Origin of the sequence: Pseudomonas aeruginosa (genome assembly GCF_001457615.1) — a bacterium.
Classification (GTDB): domain Bacteria; phylum Pseudomonadota; class Gammaproteobacteria; order Pseudomonadales; family Pseudomonadaceae; genus Pseudomonas; species Pseudomonas aeruginosa.
Genome location: NZ_LN831024.1, coordinates 1,232,381 through 1,249,323, shown reverse-complemented (window position 1 = coordinate 1,249,323; position 16,943 = coordinate 1,232,381). Strand labels below are relative to the sequence as shown.

Below are 16,943 nucleotides of genomic sequence, written 5' to 3'. Positions count from 1 at the left end.
GCCGCGATGATCCGCCTCAGCCAGCGCGCCCTGGCCTACCTCAACGAGGTGATCCACCACGGTTCTCTTCGCCGCGCCGCCCAGCACCTGAACATCGACCCCTCGGCCATCAGCCGGCAGCTCGCCAGCCTGGAGGAACATCTCGGCGTGCGCCTCCTGCAACGCACCCCGCAAGGCGTGGCGCCTACCGAGGCCGGCGAGCTGCTGGTGGCGCACTACCGCCAGCAACGGGCCAACGAAGAGGGCGTGCTGTCGCGTCTGTCGGCCCTGCAGGGGCTGCGCCAGGGCAAGGTGCGCCTGGCGGTCGGCGAGGGCTTCATCGCCGACCTGATCTCCCAGCCATTGCAGAGTTTCATCCTGCGCTACCCCGGCATCGAGCTGGAGGTCCGCATGGCCGGGGCCAACGAAGGCGTGGCGCTGGTCAAGGAAGACGCCGTCGACCTGGCCCTGGTCTACGCCCCGGTCGAGGACGGCGAACTGGACGTGCACGTCGACACCCGCCAGCCCCTCGACCTGATCATCCCCGCCAACCATGCCCTCGCCGGACACCGCGGCGCGGTGCCGATGCGCGCGCTGCGCAACGAGTCGCTGGCGTTGATCCACAACAGCACCGGCATGGGCCAACTGGCGGTGATCGCCGCCCAACTGGAGCGCATCGAGCTAAGGCCGAAGCTGCGCACCAACTCGGTGGCGGTGCTGACCAATTTCGTCAAGTCCGGCATCGGCGTGGCCTTCATGCCGGAGTTGACGGTCAGCCACGAGATCGAGGCCGGGCATATCCGTTGCCTGCCGCTGGCCCACCCGGCGCTGCGCGACGCCCGCGCGCGGATCGTCAGCCACAAGGGCCGCGAGCTGACCGTGGCGGCGATCGCCTGCCTGGAACACCTGCGCCGCGGCATGCGCTTCTTCAGTGGCGACGCGCCCGGGCTCTCGCAGCGCTGAGGCGTTGTCTTTTTCGCATCACGTCCGGACTTGAATAGTCAACGAGACAACGGCTAGCGTTGCTTCGCTTTCGTGCGAGCACCCGGCCCCGCGCCCCGACAAGAAGTGCCGCCGATCCCCCGACCGTTCGGACTGCCATAAGGAAAACAACATGCACACGAATCCGCGCCACGGCCTCGCCCGCCGCTTCGCCGCCGGACTGCTGGCCGCCGCCCTGGGCCTGGGCGGCAGCCTCGCCCAGGCCGCCACCACCCTCAACCTGAGCTATAACGGCGCCGCCGACAGCGAGAAGAACCTGGTGCACCTGTTCGCCAGCAACCTCAAGCGCCTGGCCGAGGAAAAGAGCGGCGGCGAACTGCAGTTCAAGCTCTACCCCAACAGCATGCTCGGCGAAGAGGAGCAGCGCATGGAACAGGTGATGACCGGCCCCGGCCTGAACATCGCCTCCTTCGCCGGGATCGCCCCGCTGTTCCCGGAGATCTACGTCAGCGCCACGCCCTTCATGTTCAAGGACGCCGCCGCGGCCCACGCCTTCTTCGACAGCGGCAGCTACTGGCAGGCCGCCCGCGAGGCCTTCCGCGAGCGCACCGGCACCGAGCTGCTGGCGGTGGTCGAGGAAGGCGGCTTCCTCAACTTCACCAACGGCAAGAAGCCGATCCACGGCCCGGCGGACTTCCAGGGCCTGCGCTTCCGCGCCATGGATCCCAGCCAGGTGGCGCTCTACGAAGCCTTCGGCGCCTCCGGCACGCCGATCCCCTGGACCGAGTTGTACATGGGCCTGCGCACCGGCGTCGCCGACGGCCAGATGAACCCGACCTCCTACATCATCCTCGGCAGCCTCTACCAGGTGCAGAAGTACCTGACCCTGGCCAACATCCAGTACTCCGACCAGTTCCTGGTGGCCAACGGCGATCTGCTCGCCAGCCTCCCGGCAAAGGAGCGCCAGGCCCTGCTCGACGCCGCCGCCGAAGCCACCCGGCTGAACCGCGAGGCGGTCGCTGCCCAGCAGGAGCGCGACCTCGCGTTCCTCAAGGAAAAGGGCATGCAGATCATCCAGCCGTCCGCCGATGACCTCGCCGCCTTCCGCGAGAAAGGCCAGCCGTCCTACCTGGCCTGGCTGAAGACCCAGGACATCGAGCCGCGCTGGACCGAGATGGCCTTCCGCGACGCCGGTCTCGCCACCGCCCCCTGACCTTCGCGCGTTGCCCCCCGACGGCCGCTGCCGTCGGCCGGGCGCGCCTGTCCGACTTTCCGGAGTGCCTCCCATGCCGTCATTGCTCAAGGGCATGCGCGCCGCGTTGCTGAACCTCGCCACGCTGCTGTTGCTGCTTGACCTGGTCCTGCTCATCTACGGCGTGTTCGCCCGCTACCTGCTCGGCAGCTCGCCGATCTGGATGGACGAACTGGCCCGCTACCTCATCATCGGCGCAGTAATGCTGGCGCTCGGCGCGGTATGGATGGAAGGCGGGCACATGCGCGTCAACCTGTTGGAACAACGCCTGCCGCCGCGCCTGGCGCAGGCCCTCAGGCTCTACCAGTGGCTGCTGGCGCTGGCCTTCTTCGCCTTCGCCGCCTGGGTCAGCACCCGCTACGCGCTGAACGCCGGGCGCTTCCGCAGCCTCGGCCTGGGCATCAGCCGCACCTGGCCGTTGCTCAGCCTGCCGCTCGGCTTCGGCCTGCTGACCCTCATGCTGTTGCTCCAGGGGCCCTGGCCGCGGCAGCCGGCCAGCACCACCGTCGAGGGAGGGTCGCAGGCATGATGGCCATCGCCATGATCGCAGCCTTCGTGGTCAACCTCCTGCTCGGCCTGCCGCTGTTCCTCTGCCTGCTGCTCACCGCGCTGGTGGGGTTCCTCTTCGTCGACCCGGCGCTGTTCGCCAACACCCTGCCGCAGCGCTTCTTCGGCGGCATGGACATCTTCTCGCTGATGGCGATCCCGCTGTTCGTGCTGGCCGGCAACCTGATGAACCATTCCGGCATGACCCCGCGCCTGATGCGCCTGGCCAACGCCCTGGTCGGCCACTTCCGCGGCGGCCTCGGCCACGTCAACGTGGTCGCCGGGGTGTTCTTCGCCGGGGTCAACGGGTCCGCCGCGGCCGACGCTTCGGCACTCAGCACCCTGCTGGTGCCGGCCATGGAAAAGGAAGGCTACTCGCGGCGCTTCGCCGCCGGGCTGACCGCAGGCAGCTCGCTGATCGGTCCGATCATCCCGCCGAGCATCTTCATGATCCTCTATTCCTCGCTGACCAACACCTCGGTGGGCGAGCTGTTCCTCGCCGGGGTGATTCCCGGCCTGCTGCTGGCCGCCGCCTTCATGCTGCTGAACGCGGTGTACGCCTACCGCAACGGGCTGCAGGCGCGCCATGCGGCGCCGGCCTGGGGCGAGATCCTGGCGGCGCTGTCCGGCGCCCTGACCGCGCTGATCGCGCCGGTGATCATCGTCGCCGGAATCGTCCTGGGACTGGTCACGCCCACCGAGTCGGGCGCCTTGATCGCTCTCTACGTGGCGCTGGTCGGTCTGCTCCAGCGCCAACTGAGCCTGGTCGGGCTGTGGAACTCGCTGCGCGAGACGGTACGCCTGACCGCCAGCATCTACGTGATCATCGCCGCCGCTTCGGTGGTCAACTGGTTGCTCAACTACGCCCAGGTCGCCAGCGAGTTCGCCCAGTTGCTGGAGCCGTTCGGCCACTCGCCGACCCTGATGCTGTTCATCATCAGCGCAGTGATCTTCGTCTGCGGCATGCTCATGGAAGAAGTCTCGGTACTGATGCTGCTGACGCCGATAGTCGCTCCGGTGGCGCTGGCCGCCGGCGTGGATCCGGTGCACCTGGGGCTGATCTTCACCCTGAACATCACCATCGCCCTGATCACCCCGCCAATGGGCGCCTGCCTGTTCATCGTGGCGACCATCAGCCGCCTCGATATCCTGGAAATGTTCAAGGGTATCTGGCCGCTCATCCTCGTGGCCCTGGGGGTGCTGTCGCTGCTGATCCTGTTCCCGTCCCTGACCCTGTGGCTGCCACGCCTGCTCAATTGACGCCATGACCGACTTCACCCAAGCCATCCCCGTTCTCCCGGAGCCCGACTGGCACGCCGTGGCCGGCATCCCCATCGTCGATGCCGGCACGCCGCTGGAGGCGCTCGGGCTGAGCCGCGAGTTCAGCGTCTGGCCGGCCTACCACAAGCTCGGCATTCCTCACGCGATCCCGGAGTGCCACGCTCGCGGCGAGGTCTTCGAGCGTCTCCTGCGGGTCGCCGCCGCCCTCCCCGGCGGCGTGCGCCTGGTGGTGCTGGACGCCTGGCGGCCGTTCGCCGTGCAGCAGTATCTCTACGACAGCCTGTCCAGCGCCCTGGCCGCGCACTACCCACGGGCCGGCGAGGCCGAGCTGGAACGGCTCACCCGCCAGTTCGTCTCGCCGCCGAGCAGCAGCCGCGAGGCGCCCAGCCCGCATCTCACCGGCGGCGCGGTGGACGTCACCCTGTGCGACGCCCAGGGCCGCTGGCTGGACATGGGCAGCGCCTTCGACGAAGCCGTTCCGGCCTCCTACACCGCCTACTTCGAACGCCTGGCGGAGCCCGACACGCGCCAGCGACGCGTCCGCGATCACCGTCGCCTGCTCTATCACGCGATGCTCGACGCCGGTTTCAGCAACCTGCCCAGCGAATGGTGGCACTACGATTTCGGCGACCAGCTCTGGGCCTGGCACACCGGCGCGACGCAGGCGCTGTTCGGCCCGGTGCAGTTGCAGGCGATGGACGCGCTCTGGCGCCAGCAGTTGCAGAAGCGCCCTCCGGCGGACTAGGAGGCGAAGGCGCGCCGGTAGCCCAGCGGCGGCAGGCCGAACGCGGCGGAGAACTGCTGGCGCAACGACACCGCCGAACCGAAGCCGGCCAGCCCGGCGATCGCCTGCACCGAATGCTCGGTGGTTTCCAGCAGGCGCTGGGCCAGGGCCAGGCGTTCGGCCTGCAGCCACTGGCTGACGGTGGTGCCGGTGAGCTGGCGGAAATGCCGGGTGAAGGTCCGCCGGCTCATCAGCACCCGCTGTGCCAGGCTGTCCAGGCTGTGCGCCTGGTCGAGGTTCTGCCGCAGCCACACCAGCAGCTCGCCGAGACGGCCGTCCTGGGCACTGTCCGGCAGCGGCTGCTCGATGAACTGGGCCTGGCCGCCCTGTCGATGCGGCGCCACCACCAGGCGCCGGGCCAGGTGATTGGTAGTCTGCGCACCGAGCCGCTGGCGGACCAGGTGCAGACAGCAGTCGATGCCGGCGACGGTGCCTGCCGAGGTCAGCAGGCCGTCGTCCTCGATGTACAGCACGTCGGGCTCCACCCGCACCGCAGGGAAGCGCCCGGCGAAATCCTCCGCCCACATCCAGTGGGTGGTGGCGCGGCGACCGTCGAGCAACCCGGCCTCGGCCAGCACGAAGGCCCCCAGGCACAAGCCCACCAGTTGCGCACCGCGTGCACGGGCCGCGATCAACGCATCCAGCAGCGCTTGTGGCGGACGCTCGTGTGGATCGCGCCAGCTCGGCACGATCACGGTCTGCGCCTCGGCCAGCGCTTCCAGCCCGGCCTCGGCCTCGATGGTGAACCCCACCGTGGTTCGCAGCCGGCCCGGCTCGGCGGTGCAGACACGCAGGTCGAAGGCCTGCGCGCAGGGGTCGTAGCACTCCTGGCCGAACACCAGGCAGGGCACCGACAGGTGGAACGGACTGATGCGGTCGAAGGCCACCACGGCCACGGACTGGCGGGACATGCACACCTCGGTGGGTATGAGCGGGTTGGCCCGATTCTAGCGAAAGTTGTCTCTCAGGCCACTCACTCGCTACGCCGCGCCGGGACCAGAATCTGCCTCACCCACTCAGGAGGAAACGCCATGCCCGCACGTCAACCCAAACGCGCCTTGCTGGTCATCGACGTACAGAACGAATACGTCAGCGGCAACCTGCGTATCGAATTTCCCGCCATCCAATCGTCGCTGGAACGCATCGGCGCCGCCATGGATGCCGCCCACGCGGCGGGCATCCCGATCGTCGTGGTGCAGCACCTGGCACCGGCGGACTCGCCGTTGTTCGCGCGCGGCAGCCGGCAGGCCGAGCTGCACGAGGTGGTCGCCTCGCGGCCCTACCAGCACAAGGTGGAAAAGCAACTGGCCAGTTCCTTCGTCGGCACCGGGCTGGCCGACTGGCTGCGCGAGCGCGACATCGACACCCTCGCCGTGGTCGGCTACATGACCCAGCACTGCGACGACTCGACCATCCGCCAGGCGATCCACGAAGGCTGGCAGGTGGAATACCTGCACGACGCCAGCGGCTCGGTGCCCTACCGCAACCGCGCCGGCCAGGCCAGCGCGGAAGAGATCCACCGGATCTTCGGCATCGTCCTGCAGTCCTCCTTCGCCGCCGTGCTCAGCACCGAGGAGTGGCTGGAAAGCCTCGCCGGCCGGCACGTTCCGGAACGCGACAACATCTACGACTCCAACCAGCGAGCCCTGGCCAACCGCTGAAACGGCGCCGCCCCCCCACGCGGGGCGGCGAGCGCTCAGCCGACCAGCGAGCCGCGCGCCGGCAACGGCTTCCAGCCCGGGAACTCGCGCAGCCGCGGATCGGGCACCGCGCAATAGGCGAATGTCCAGTTCGGCGCCGGCAGGTCCAGGCGCTCCAGCGGCACACGCGTGCCGGCGCCGGCCTGCGGCGCCTTCCAGTCCTGGGTGATGTGCGCACCGCCCTGGCTGGCCAGGAGGATGCCGCGGTTGGCGCTGGTGTCGTCCACCGTCCAACGCGCGGCGGAGGCGTCCATCAGCACCTCCAGATGCTCGTCGGTCACCTTGGCGCCGAACGGCGACTGCAACAGCCAGCAGTACAGGCGCAGGTGCATCGCCCAGTTCCAGGCGGCCTTCTGCTCGGCCGCCCATTGCAGGAAACCGCGGAGGATGGTCAGGCCATCCGGCGGATCGATCTTCAGCAGTTCCGGGCAAAGGTCGTAGAGATGGTGCCAGGCGCTGCTCAGGCGCTTGTTGAGCTGGTCCGGACGCAGGGTGGAGTTCTTCGGCGGCAGGCCGGGAGCCACCACCAGGCCGGTCTGCGCCGGCAAGGGATATCTGTTGCTGTTCATGCTCTGAACCTCGCACGCAAAGGCGGGGCGCCGGGCGCCCCTGCTCGACACGGCGCTCAGTGGCCGTGCTGCTCGTGCCCGCCCTGTTCGGCCGGCGCCTTGGACTCGACGACGATTTCCACCGGCACGTCGCCGGCCTTGCGGAAATGCAGCGTCAGCGGGAAGCGCTCGCCGGCCACCAGTGGCTGCTTCAGGCCCATCAGCATCAGGTGGTAGCCGCCGGGAGCGAAGCGCAGGTCCTTGCCTGGTGCGACGTCGACGCTGTCGACTTTCTGCATGCTCATCATGCCGTTCTTGTGCACATGCTCGTGCACCTCGGCGGAAGCCGCGCGCGGCGTGTCGGCGCCAAGCAGGGTGTCGTTTTCCTTGCCATGGTTCTGCACCACGAAGTAGGCCGCGCCGTTCGGCGAGGTCGGCGGCAGGGCCAGCGCCCAGGGATGCTCGATGTGCAGTTGGCCGGCGCTGTACTCGTGGGCCTGGGCGAAAGCGGAAACGGCCAGCAGGGCCGCGGCAGCGAAGAAGGATGTGCGCATGGTGACTCTCCAGTAGCGTATGACCGGTCTTTTTCCGTCGGACCGGCGATTCCAGGGGGGAAGCTAGGGTATTGCGCCGCGACCTGCCCCGACCCGAAGGTCCAGGTTGTCGAAGGCGCGGGGGAGGAGTCAGGCGACAGGAGAGGCGCGCGGATTGGCGAGGCGCCAATAGCGCAGGGGAGGCAGGTCGGTGGCGGAGAAGGCGTTACGGGCAGGGCTGGCCAGCGGCGCCAGCGGCAATGCCGGCCAGGAGGCGACCAGTCCGGGCGTGCCGGCGGCGCCGGCGCAGCAGCAGAGGTGCGGGGCCAGGCTCTCGTGGTCGTCGGGAAGATCGATGTCCTTGAGCGCGGCACCCAGCTTCAGGCGCAGCAGCGAATCGGACGAGGTGCTGCAGAAGCCACCGAGCAGCAACGAGGCGCGCTCCTGCGTCGTCAGCGCCTGCGAAAGCGGCACCACGAACAGGTTCATCAGCACGGCCAGGCTGGCCAGCCAGGCCACGGGGCGCCGGGACAGGGGCATCGTCGGTTCTCCGGAGAATGGGCCCTTTATGCCTGAGCGCGGGGCAAAAGTAAAAACGCCGGGCGCGACAGAGTGCCGCAGGTGAAAACGTTTGCAACCCTTGCGGGCTTTCCCCCGCCGCGCTCTTCCGCCAGCATAGACGGCTTTGACGCCCGACGAGTCGAGAAGCCGATGCCCCGCACCCTAGCCTTCGTTTCCACGCTGTTGCTCGCCGCTTTCTGCGCCCTGCCCGCCCAGGCCGACAGCTTCATCATGCGCCTGCTGAACAAGCCGGTGCCCGGCGGGGTGGCGGTGGTCGACCTCGGCGAGGAAGGCCCGCCGCCGCGGGCCTTCTACCAGGGCAAGCCGGTGCTGGTGGTGCGCGAGGAAGGCCGCCGCTGGATCGCCGTGGTCGGCATCCCGCTGAGCACCAAGCCCGGCCCGCAGAAGCTGGAAGTGCGAGCGGCGACCGGCAACCACGAGGAACGCTTCAGCGTCGGCAGCAAGCACTACCGCGAGCAGCGCATCACCCTGAAGAACAAGCGCCAGGTCAATCCGCTGCCGGAAGACCTCAAGCGCATCGAACGCGAACTCGCCGAGCAGACCGCCGCCTACCGCCGCTTCAGTCCCGGCCTGCCCAGCAACCTGATGCTCGACAAGCCGGTCGACGGTCCGCTCTCCAGCCCCTTCGGCCTGCGCCGCTTCTTCAACGGCGAAGAGCGCAACCCGCATTCCGGTCTAGACTTCGCGGTACCGGCCGGTACGCCGATCAAGGCGCCAGCGGCCGGCAAGGTGATCCTCATCGGCGACTACTTCTTCAATGGCAAGACGGTGTTCGTCGACCATGGCCAGGGCTTCATCAGCATGTTCTGCCACCTGTCGAAGATCGACGTGAAGCTCGGCCAGCAGGTGCCGCGCGGCGGTGTACTCGGCAAGGTCGGCGCCACCGGCAGGGCCACCGGACCGCACATGCACTGGAACGTCAGCCTGAACGACGCGCGAGTCGACCCGGCAATCTTCATCGGTGCCTTCCAGCCCTGAGAAGTGAGCAACGCGGCACCGGCTGAGGTCAGAAGGAACAGGGGGCGCGTCGATGCGCCCCTTTCATGACCAAGGGAGACACCGCATGACTCACCCGCTTCGCCTGCTCTGGCTGTGCTCGGCACTGTTCGTGGTCCTCGGCCTGGGCTTCGTCTTCTTCCCCGGCCCGCTCGCCTCCCTGCTCACCAGCGGCGAACCGCTCACCCCCGCCGCCCTCACCGACCTGCGCGCCAGCTACGGCGGCACCAGCTTCGGCATCGGCCTGCTGCTCGGCTATGCCGCCCTGCGCCCCCGCTACCTGGTGCTCGGCCTGCTCGCCGCCCTGGCGGTGATCGCCAGCGGCGGCGCGGCGCGTCTCTACGGTGTGCTGATCGACGCCTCGCCGGCGCTAACCACCTTCCTCTGGCTCGGCGCCGAGGCGCTGCTCTGCGTGCTGTTGCTGGCGGCACTCTGGAAGACCCGCCAGCTCGACCTCGACTGAGCGCCGGGCAGCAGGTCTCAAGCCAGGACCCGGCGAACCGCCGGCAGCCGCGACAGCACCAGCCAGTCCAGCGCCCAGACCAGCAGGAGCGAGGCCCCCACCAACGGGAAGGCCACGCCCAGCGCCAGCATGATGGCGATGCCGCTCTTCCAGCGCGGCAGCTCGTGGCGCAGCGGCGGCACGCCAAGGCGTCCGGCCGGCTTGCGCTTCCACCAGATCCACAGGCCGCTCGCCGAGCTGAGCAGGATCGCCAGGCAGACCGCGAGCATCAGCAACTGGTTGCCGAGGCCGAAGAGCTTGCCTTCGTGCAGCACGACGCCCATCTGCACGCTCCTCGCCACCGCGTTGTAGTCCTGCCAACGCACGTCGGCGAGAACCTTGCCGCTGTACTGGTCGATGTGCAGGGTGGCGTCGTGGCGCGGATCGTCGGGGAACACGGAAATCGTGTAGACCCCCTCCATCCCGCTCGGCAGGGCGATCCCGTAGCCCGCCGCCACGCCGCGCTCGCGGGCGATATCCACCACCCTTTGCAGAGGGATGCCCGCCGGCATCGGCATGTCCATCGGCATCGCGTGCCCGGCCTGGGCGGAATGCCCGCGATGCTCGGCATGGGCGTCGGCCGCCGGCGGCTGCGAGCGCGGCAGCGGAGTGTTCTCCAGCGGCCAGGGCACCTGCTGGCGCGACGCGCTGTTGAGGCTACCGGCCTGCATGTCGGAGGTCGGCACATCGTTCCACATCGCCGCCGGGAAACGGTTCCAGACATCGGCGAACTGCTTGCCCCAGTAGCCGGTCCAGGTCATCCCGCTGAGCAGCATGAAGAGCAACAGCAGGCTGCCCCAGAAACCGGCGAGCACATGTAGCTCGCGCCACAGCGGTCGTCCGCGCAGGTGCAGGCGCGGCCAGAACAGCGCGCTCGCCGCCCGCCCGCGCGGCCACCATAGGTAGAGACCGGAGACCACCAGGACGATGCCCCAGCCGGCGGCCAGCTCGATCAGCCGGTCGCCGACGGTCCCGACCATCAGCTCGCCATGCAGTGCCCGGGCCACCGCCTGGAGATTCAGCTGCGCATCCTGGCGGCCGAGTTCGCGCCCGCTGTAGGGATCGACGAAGAGGTTCCATTGCCTGCCCTCTTCGCCAATCACGAATTGCGCGCTGCGCCCCGCCTCGCTCGGCGGCAGGTACTGGCTGACGGCGGCCTGCGGGTGCGCCTGGCGCACCCCGGCGAGCAACTGGTCGGCGCTGCGCATCTGCGCACCGGCCTCGACCCGCAGCAGTTGCGGATAGAGCAGCGCATCCAGTTGCGGCTTGAACAGGTAGACGATTCCGGTCAGCGCCAGCAGGATCATGAAGGGCGCGACGAACAGGCCAGCGTAGAAATGCCAGCGCCAGGCCAGCGCGTAGAAGTCACGGCCGTTCTTTTCGTTCGATTGCATGGATCACCTCATCGGAGCGCACACAGGCAAGGCGGGCCCCGCTGGACGGGGCCTCGTTGAAGGTTCAGAAGCTGAAGTCGACCTTGGTCCAGAAGGTCCGGCCCGGCTCGGGAACCGTTTCGTTGGCGGAGAAACCGAAGCCGGCGTCGCCGGCCTTGTTCAGGTGCTCGGTGTAGTCCTTGTCGAACAGGTTATCGACACCGGCGCTCAGCTTGACGTTGCGAGTCACCCGGTAGGCGCCGTTGAGCGAGAAGACGCCGAAGCCGGCGCTCTTGTCGAAGTCCTTGCCGACCACGTTGCCCTGGTCCCTGGCGATGCGATTCTGCGGCGCGACCACCCGCCACAGGCTGCCGGCACTCCAGTCGCCTTCCTCGTAGGTCAGGCCGAAGCGCGCTTCCAGCGGCGGGATCTGCGGCAGCGCGCGGTCGTCCGAGCTGTTCTTGCCCCAGGCATAGGCCAGGCTGGCGTCGGTCTTCCAGTTGCCGGTGAGCTGGTAGGAAGCGCCCAGCTCGCCGCCCATGATCCGCGCGTCGACGTTGGTCGCCTGGGTCGAGGAACCCATCATGCCCTCGCGATAGCTGAACAGGATGAAGTCCTGGACCACCCCGACGTAGCCGGAGGCCCAGGCCTGCAGCTTGTCGCCGTTGTATTGGAGGCCGAAGTCGAGCTGGGTGGTCTTTTCCGGCTTGATCTTGTCGAAGGCGTTGACCGACCCGTTCGGCCCGCGCTTGGGCGAGAACAGCTCCCAGTAGTCGGGGAAGCGCTCGGCATGGCCGAGGCCGGCGTAGAGGGTGGTCGGCGAGTCGGCGAGGTCGTGCTCGTAGCGCACGAAGCCGCTGGGCAGGGTATCGGCGCGGGTGTCGTTGGCCGTCGGGTTGGCCATGGCGTGGCCCATGTGCCCGGACTTCAGGGTCTGCCGGTAGTCCTTGACCGAGGCGCGGTCCAGGCGCAACCCGCCGATCAGCCGGTCGCGCTCGGCGGCGAACCAGGTCAGTTCGCCGAAGGCCCCGTAGTTGTGGAACACCGCGTCCTTGCTCCAGGGGAACTGGTCGGCGTCGGTGTAGTAGTCGGTCATCATGTCGTACTTGGAGCCGCGCGCGCGGTGCTCGTTGCGCATGGCGTCGACCCCGGTGACCAGCTTGAAGTCGTCCCAGCGCCAGGTGGCCGCCAGGCGACCGCCGAGGGTGCGTCGGTCCACCTGGGACGCCATCGGCATGGGCATCATGCTGGATGGGTCGGGAGTGCGCAGGCGGAAGTTGTCCATGATGTGGTCGGCGTAGTTGTAGTAGACCTGTGCCTCGACCTTCTCCAGCACATCGCTGACGTTCGATTTGACGAAGCGCAGGCCCAGGCTCTCGCGCTTGAACTGCGAGCCGTCCATGCCGCGCCCGGCGTAGCGTGCCTCGCCGTCGCCCTTGCCGGCGGTGAGTTCGATCAGGGTGTCCTCGTCGGGGGTCCAGCCGACCGCGACGTCGCCGTTCCACTTCTTCCAGCGCGACGGCACGGTATTCCCGGCGCCGTCCTCGTAATCGTCGGACTGCGCGTGGTTGCCGGTGAAGCGCAGGTAGCCGAGCCGGTCGCCGGCGGCGGCGTCCAGCACCTTGTCGAAGCGGCCATTGGAGCCGGCCAGCAGGCTGGCGTTGACCCGCGAGCCGAGTTCGCCGAAGCGCTCCGGCTCACGCTCGAAGAGGATCGTCCCGGCCGACGCGCCCGGCCCCCAGAGCACCGTCTGCGGGCCCTTGATCACGGTGAGCTTGTCGTAGGTTTCCGGCGAGATGTAGGAGGTCGGCGCGTCCATCCGGTTCGGACAGGCACCGAGCATCATGCCGCCGTTGGTGAGGATGTTCAGGCGCGAACCGAACATCCCGCGCAGCACCGGGTCGCCGTTGCTGCCGCCGTTGCGGATCACCGCGAAGCCGGGAATGGTCTTCAGGTAGTCGGCCCCATCGCTGGCCGGCACCGGTTGGCGCGGCTCCTTGGGATTGGTGACGATGGTCAGCGGCGAACTCTGGGCGACTCCGGTGACCACGCTCGGCGCCAGCTCCACGGCGTGATCCTGGTGCTGTGAGTGTTCCTCGGCCAGGAGCGCCGACGGAGACAGGGCCAGGCCGCACAGAGCGGCGAAGGCTCCCGCCCAGCGGCGGCGTTGTGCGAGACGGGCAGGGTCGAAGCTGAAAGCGGCGGTCGGGCAGGCGTTGCCGGCCGCTCGTTGTTGAGTAGACATACGTTTTTCCATGATCTATGTGACTTCCGCCCCGCCCCCACGGCGAGCAGGCACCCGGCCAGGCTCGCGTCACCGGCGCGGCGAAGACGCGCCGGTGCCCCCAGGAAGCGGCGGCTATCGGATTGAAAGAGGTCAGGCGATCAGGAACGGCGGCGCACGGGTACGGGCGCCGGGAAACACCGGCGAGGCGACGAACGCCTCGTTCAGGAAAGCGACGGCGGGCGCCGTCGCGAAGGGAACGGAGAACAGCGCCAGGCAGGCGTCTTCGGTGAGCGGCGGGCTGTGGAACAACAGGCTGCAATAACCGCACTTCTCCCAGAGCACGTCGCTGGCCAGGCGATTGCCTTCCTCGCCGCCCATCCCCGGCATGCCGGCATGGACGACGGAGCGCTGGGCATCGGAACAGCCGGCATGGGCCATGTCGCCATGGTCCATGTTCTCGTGGGACATGCCTTCGTGGCCCATCCCCACGCCCATCGGCATCGGGTGGTCCATCGGCATCGACTGGGAGATCAGCGGCCCGACGAAGATCATCAGCATGGCGAACAGAGCCAGCCATGCACCGATGCCTTGTCGTTTCAGAGTGGTCGCCACCTGCGACTCCCGCCGTCTTGAATGAAGACCACCGCGTAGCGGGCCGGATGGCTGCTCGCGCCGGGTCATGCCGAAAAGAAGAATGCGCCTGTCGTTATACGCCCCAGGCACGGGGAACGAAATGATCGCACAAGGGCGGCTGGCTCTTCTGCGGCATGGGGCCGCAGAATTTTCCGTTGCGGAGAGCGTGCCGGCGGCGCAATCGAGGACAAGCTTTCACCGCAGAGAAAGAATAAAAACCCACAAAAGCCGCACAAATGGGAAATTCTACTAATTTTCCTTTAATGCTTGCCATTCAAATGCAGTCTCACTAGTGTGGTACGCATGAAAACACCACACACCCTCATCCTGCTCCGCCAACACGCCTGCTTGTGCCTGGTCAGCCCGCGACTGCGTGGCTGAGCGACGCTTCTCTTCATCTCGTCACTGCGTTCGCCTGGCCCCGCCGGCCCAGGAACCGACTCCAAAGGATTAGCCCCATGAGCATGTTGAAAGACCCTTCGCAGAAATACCGCCCATTCTCGGCCATCAATCTGCCCGACCGCACCTGGCCGTCGAAGACCATCACCGAGGTGCCGATCTGGTGCAGTTCCGACCTGCGCGACGGCAACCAGTCGCTGATCGAACCGATGGACGCGGCGAAGAAGATGCGATTCTTCAAGACCCTGGTGCAGGTCGGCCTGAAGCAGATCGAAGTGGCCTTCCCGTCGGCTTCCGATACCGACTTCAACTTCGTCCGCGAGTTGATCGAAGGCAACCACATCCCGGACGACGTCACCATCCAGGTGCTGACCCAGGCCCGCGAAGACCTGATCACCCGCACCTTCGAATCCCTGCGCGGGGCGAAGAAGGCCATCGTCCACGTCTACAACGCCACCGCCCCGTCGTTCCGCCGCATCGTCTTCAACCAGGACAAGCAGGGCGTCGTGGACATCGCCACCAACGCCGCGAAACTGATCAAGAAGCTGGCCGCCGAGCAACCGGATACCCAGTGGTCGTTCCAGTACTCGCCGGAAATCTTCAGCTCTACCGAGCTGGAGTTCTCGGTGGAGGTCTGCAACGCGGTGATCGACGTCTGGCAACCGACCCCGGACAACAAGATCATCCTCAACCTGCCGGCCACCGTGGAGTGCGCCACGCCGAACGTCTACGCCGACCAGATCGAATGGTTCGGCCGCCACGTCGACAAGCGTGACAGCGTGATCATCAGCCTGCACACCCACAACGACCGTGGCACCGGCGTGGCCGCCACCGAGCTGGGCCTGATGGCCGGCGCCGACCGCGTCGAAGGTTGCCTGTTCGGCAACGGCGAGCGCACCGGCAACGTCGACCTGGTGACCCTGGCCTTGAACATGTACACCCAGGGCCTGCATCCGCAACTGGACTTCTCCGACATCGACGCGGTGCGCAAGGTGGTCGAAGAGTGCAACCAGTTGCCGGTCCACCCGCGCCATCCATATGTCGGCGACCTGGTCCATACCGCTTTCTCCGGCTCGCACCAGGATGCCATTCGCAAGGGCTTCGCCCAGCAGAAGGAAGACGCGATCTGGGAAGTGCCGTACCTGCCGATCGATCCGGCCGACATCGGCCGCGACTACGAAGCGGTGATCCGGGTCAACAGCCAGTCCGGCAAGGGCGGCATCACCTTCCTGCTCGAACAGGAGTACGGCATCAGCCTGCCGCGGCGCATGCAGATCGAGTTCAGCCAGGTAGTGCAAGGCGAGACCGACCGTCTCGGCCTGGAAATGACCGCACAACAGATCTACTCGCTGCTGGAAAACGAATACCTCAAGGCGACCTCGCCCTACGTCCTCGCCAGCCATCGCCTGCAGGAAGAGAACGGCACCAGCGCCGTCGACCTGGAAGTCTCCTTCGACGGCGAGAAGCAGCACTGGCGCGGGATCGGCAAGGGACCGCTGGAAGCCTTGGTGGCCGCCCTGCCGGTCAAGGCGGAAATCATGGACTACCATGAGCACGCCATCGGCGCCGGCGCCAATGCCAAGGCCGCGGCCTATATCGAGATCCGCCTGGAGGGCCAGCGCCCGCTGCACGGCATCGGCATCGACGAGAACATTACCACCGCCAGCTTCCGCGCCCTGTTCAGCGCGCTGAACCGCGCGGTGACCCAGGCCGAGGCCAAGGCGGCCTGACCGGCACGGAAGGGAAAAAGGGAGCCAGGCGGCTCCCTTTTTTCATGGGCATCTTTCAGCTGAGTCGCTTCACTCATCCTCGCCGCTGGCGCTGACCGCTCCCAGGCAACGGAGCTGGTACGCCCCCTCCCCTGTGGTCAGGCGCCAGGACTCGCCATCGGCCTGGGGCTCGGCTTCCATCACCGCGTTGTAGGAAAAACGCCACTCGCGACGGGTGCGTCCATCCAGGCTTTCCACCGCCAGCACCCAGTCTTCGCTGGCGAACGGCTGGTCGGCTTCCGCCGCCAGGTCCGCCTGGTCCAGCAGGTTCTCGTTGAGTTCGAAGCGCCAGGCGTGCAGACCGTCGATCTCGAGCATGTCGGCGGTTTCCAGTTCATCGAGCAGGTAGCGTTGTGTAGTCATGGCCAGTCATCGCGGATAAAGAACTCATGATAAGGCAAAGCGCGGGCTGCCCCTCACACCACCAGCATCACCACCGGGATCGCTACCGACAGGACCACCAACATGAACAGCAGGCCGATCCCCGCCGCCCGCCAGTTGGAAATGAACGCTCCGCCCGCTGCCTTGTGGCTGTCCAGGGCCGGACCGAAGGCTGATTTGGCGTAGTAGACCATGCCGAATATCTGCGCCACCGTGAAGCCGATCGAGGGGATGTTCTCCGGCAGTATCGCGCCCAGAACTGGCAGCAGGACAAACAGGCAGAGGCCGACCAGCCAGGTTTTCCCGACTTCCTGCGCCCGTCCCAGGCGACGGAGATTCACCGCCGCGAGGAAGGCACCGGCCAGGGGCGTGCCGATGAAGGTACCCAGACCGATCGCGGAAAGCCTGTACAGCGGCTCGCCATGGGTGGCGTCAGGCTCGTCCAGGCGGGCCTCCGGTGGGCGGAACGGATTCTCGGTGTCGCTGTTCATGCGTGTGCTCCCTGCGGATATTTAC

18 protein-coding genes are annotated in these 16,943 nt (G+C 67.5%); 9 read left to right on the top strand and 9 right to left on the bottom strand.

Going from position 1 to position 16,943, the window contains the following annotated elements:
• Nucleotides 1–6: 6 nt before the first annotated feature.
• The 5 genes from AT700_RS05840 (at nt 7) to AT700_RS05820 (ending at nt 4,745) form a co-directional block, all read left to right on the top strand.
• Nucleotides 7–942, top strand: coding sequence for a LysR family transcriptional regulator (locus tag AT700_RS05840; RefSeq protein WP_003092728.1), 936 nt, complete (start codon nt 7–9; stop codon nt 940–942).
• A gap of 151 nt (nt 943–1,093) precedes the next feature.
• Nucleotides 1,094–2,134: a TRAP transporter substrate-binding protein DctP gene (gene dctP, locus AT700_RS05835; protein WP_003118314.1), complete on the top strand. Its 1,041-nt coding sequence runs from the start codon at nt 1,094–1,096 to the stop codon at nt 2,132–2,134.
• A gap of 73 nt (nt 2,135–2,207) precedes the next feature.
• Nucleotides 2,208–2,702, top strand: coding sequence for a TRAP transporter small permease (locus tag AT700_RS05830; RefSeq protein ID WP_003162603.1), 495 nt, complete (start codon nt 2,208–2,210; stop codon nt 2,700–2,702).
• Nucleotides 2,699–3,979, top strand: coding sequence for a TRAP transporter large permease (locus AT700_RS05825; protein ID WP_078801512.1), 1,281 nt, complete (start codon nt 2,699–2,701; stop codon nt 3,977–3,979). Before AT700_RS05830 ends, AT700_RS05825 begins: the two co-directional genes overlap by 4 nt.
• Nucleotides 3,980–3,983: 4 nt before the next feature.
• Nucleotides 3,984–4,745, top strand: a complete 762-nt coding sequence (locus AT700_RS05820; protein WP_003105392.1) for a M15 family metallopeptidase — start codon at nt 3,984–3,986, stop codon at nt 4,743–4,745.
• On the opposite strand, the gene AT700_RS05815 is transcribed toward AT700_RS05820, so the two are convergent.
• The gene (locus AT700_RS05815; protein WP_003113809.1) at nt 4,742–5,695 is read right to left on the bottom strand and encodes a GlxA family transcriptional regulator; all 954 of its coding nucleotides are present in this window, start codon (nt 5,693–5,695) and stop codon (nt 4,742–4,744) included. The two genes, AT700_RS05820 and AT700_RS05815, sit on opposite strands and share 4 nt — an antisense overlap.
• Nucleotides 5,696–5,815: 120 nt before the next feature.
• On the opposite strand from AT700_RS05815, the gene AT700_RS05810 reads away from it, so the two are divergent.
• Entirely contained in the window at nt 5,816–6,445 is a 630-nt protein-coding gene (locus tag AT700_RS05810) for a cysteine hydrolase family protein (RefSeq protein ID WP_034039004.1), read from the top strand.
• A gap of 35 nt (nt 6,446–6,480) precedes the next feature.
• Here AT700_RS05810 and AT700_RS05805 read toward each other — a convergent pair whose 3' ends face one another.
• The 3 genes from AT700_RS05805 to AT700_RS05795 form a co-directional block, all read right to left on the bottom strand.
• A complete protein-coding gene (locus tag AT700_RS05805; RefSeq protein ID WP_003092738.1) occupies nt 6,481–7,053 on the bottom strand; it encodes a putative natural product biosynthesis protein in 573 nt (190 codons plus the stop codon).
• 56 nt (nt 7,054–7,109) lie between these two features.
• On the bottom strand, nt 7,110–7,586 hold the full coding sequence (locus AT700_RS05800) for a copper chaperone PCu(A)C (protein ID WP_003109794.1): 477 nt from the start codon (nt 7,584–7,586) through the stop codon (nt 7,110–7,112).
• 129 nt (nt 7,587–7,715) lie between these two features.
• Nucleotides 7,716–8,105 carry a DUF2946 family protein gene (locus AT700_RS05795; RefSeq protein WP_003105383.1) on the bottom strand — a complete coding sequence of 130 codons (390 nt, stop codon included), beginning with the start codon at nt 8,103–8,105 and terminating at the stop codon, nt 7,716–7,718.
• Nucleotides 8,106–8,276: 171 nt separating this feature from the next.
• Between AT700_RS05795 and AT700_RS05790 the strand changes: the two genes are divergently transcribed.
• Together AT700_RS05790 and AT700_RS05785 are read left to right on the top strand one after the other, a co-directional pair.
• The gene (locus AT700_RS05790; RefSeq protein ID WP_003092745.1) at nt 8,277–9,125 is read left to right on the top strand and encodes a M23 family metallopeptidase; all 849 of its coding nucleotides are present in this window, start codon (nt 8,277–8,279) and stop codon (nt 9,123–9,125) included.
• A gap of 85 nt (nt 9,126–9,210) precedes the next feature.
• Nucleotides 9,211–9,606 carry a DUF4345 domain-containing protein gene (locus AT700_RS05785; protein WP_003092748.1) on the top strand — a complete coding sequence of 132 codons (396 nt, stop codon included), beginning with the start codon at nt 9,211–9,213 and terminating at the stop codon, nt 9,604–9,606.
• Between the two features lie 17 nt (nt 9,607–9,623).
• Here the strand turns inward: AT700_RS05785 and AT700_RS05780 are convergent, their stop codons facing one another.
• The 3 genes from AT700_RS05780 to AT700_RS05770 form a co-directional block, all read right to left on the bottom strand.
• Nucleotides 9,624–11,039, bottom strand: coding sequence for a PepSY-associated TM helix domain-containing protein (locus tag AT700_RS05780; RefSeq protein WP_003105378.1), 1,416 nt, complete (start codon nt 11,037–11,039; stop codon nt 9,624–9,626).
• A gap of 64 nt (nt 11,040–11,103) precedes the next feature.
• A complete protein-coding gene (locus AT700_RS05775) occupies nt 11,104–13,275 on the bottom strand; it encodes a TonB-dependent copper receptor (RefSeq protein WP_078801511.1) in 2,172 nt (723 codons plus the stop codon).
• 120 nt (nt 13,276–13,395) lie between these two features.
• Nucleotides 13,396–13,857: a DUF2946 domain-containing protein gene (locus AT700_RS05770; protein ID WP_003092760.1), complete on the bottom strand. Its 462-nt coding sequence runs from the start codon at nt 13,855–13,857 to the stop codon at nt 13,396–13,398.
• A 479-nt stretch (nt 13,858–14,336) separates the two neighbouring features.
• On the opposite strand from AT700_RS05770, the gene leuA reads away from it, so the two are divergent.
• Nucleotides 14,337–16,007, top strand: a complete 1,671-nt coding sequence (gene leuA / locus AT700_RS05765) for a 2-isopropylmalate synthase (RefSeq protein WP_048520824.1) — start codon at nt 14,337–14,339, stop codon at nt 16,005–16,007.
• Nucleotides 16,008–16,076: 69 nt separating this feature from the next.
• On the opposite strand, the gene AT700_RS05760 is transcribed toward leuA, so the two are convergent.
• Complete coding sequence (locus AT700_RS05760) at nt 16,077–16,409, bottom strand: DUF5629 family protein (RefSeq protein WP_003092770.1); 333 nt, start codon at nt 16,407–16,409, stop codon at nt 16,077–16,079.
• Between the two features lie 53 nt (nt 16,410–16,462).
• Nucleotides 16,463–16,918, bottom strand: coding sequence for a hypothetical protein (locus tag AT700_RS05755; protein ID WP_003107363.1), 456 nt, complete (start codon nt 16,916–16,918; stop codon nt 16,463–16,465).
• Nucleotides 16,919–16,943 lie beyond the last annotated feature (25 nt).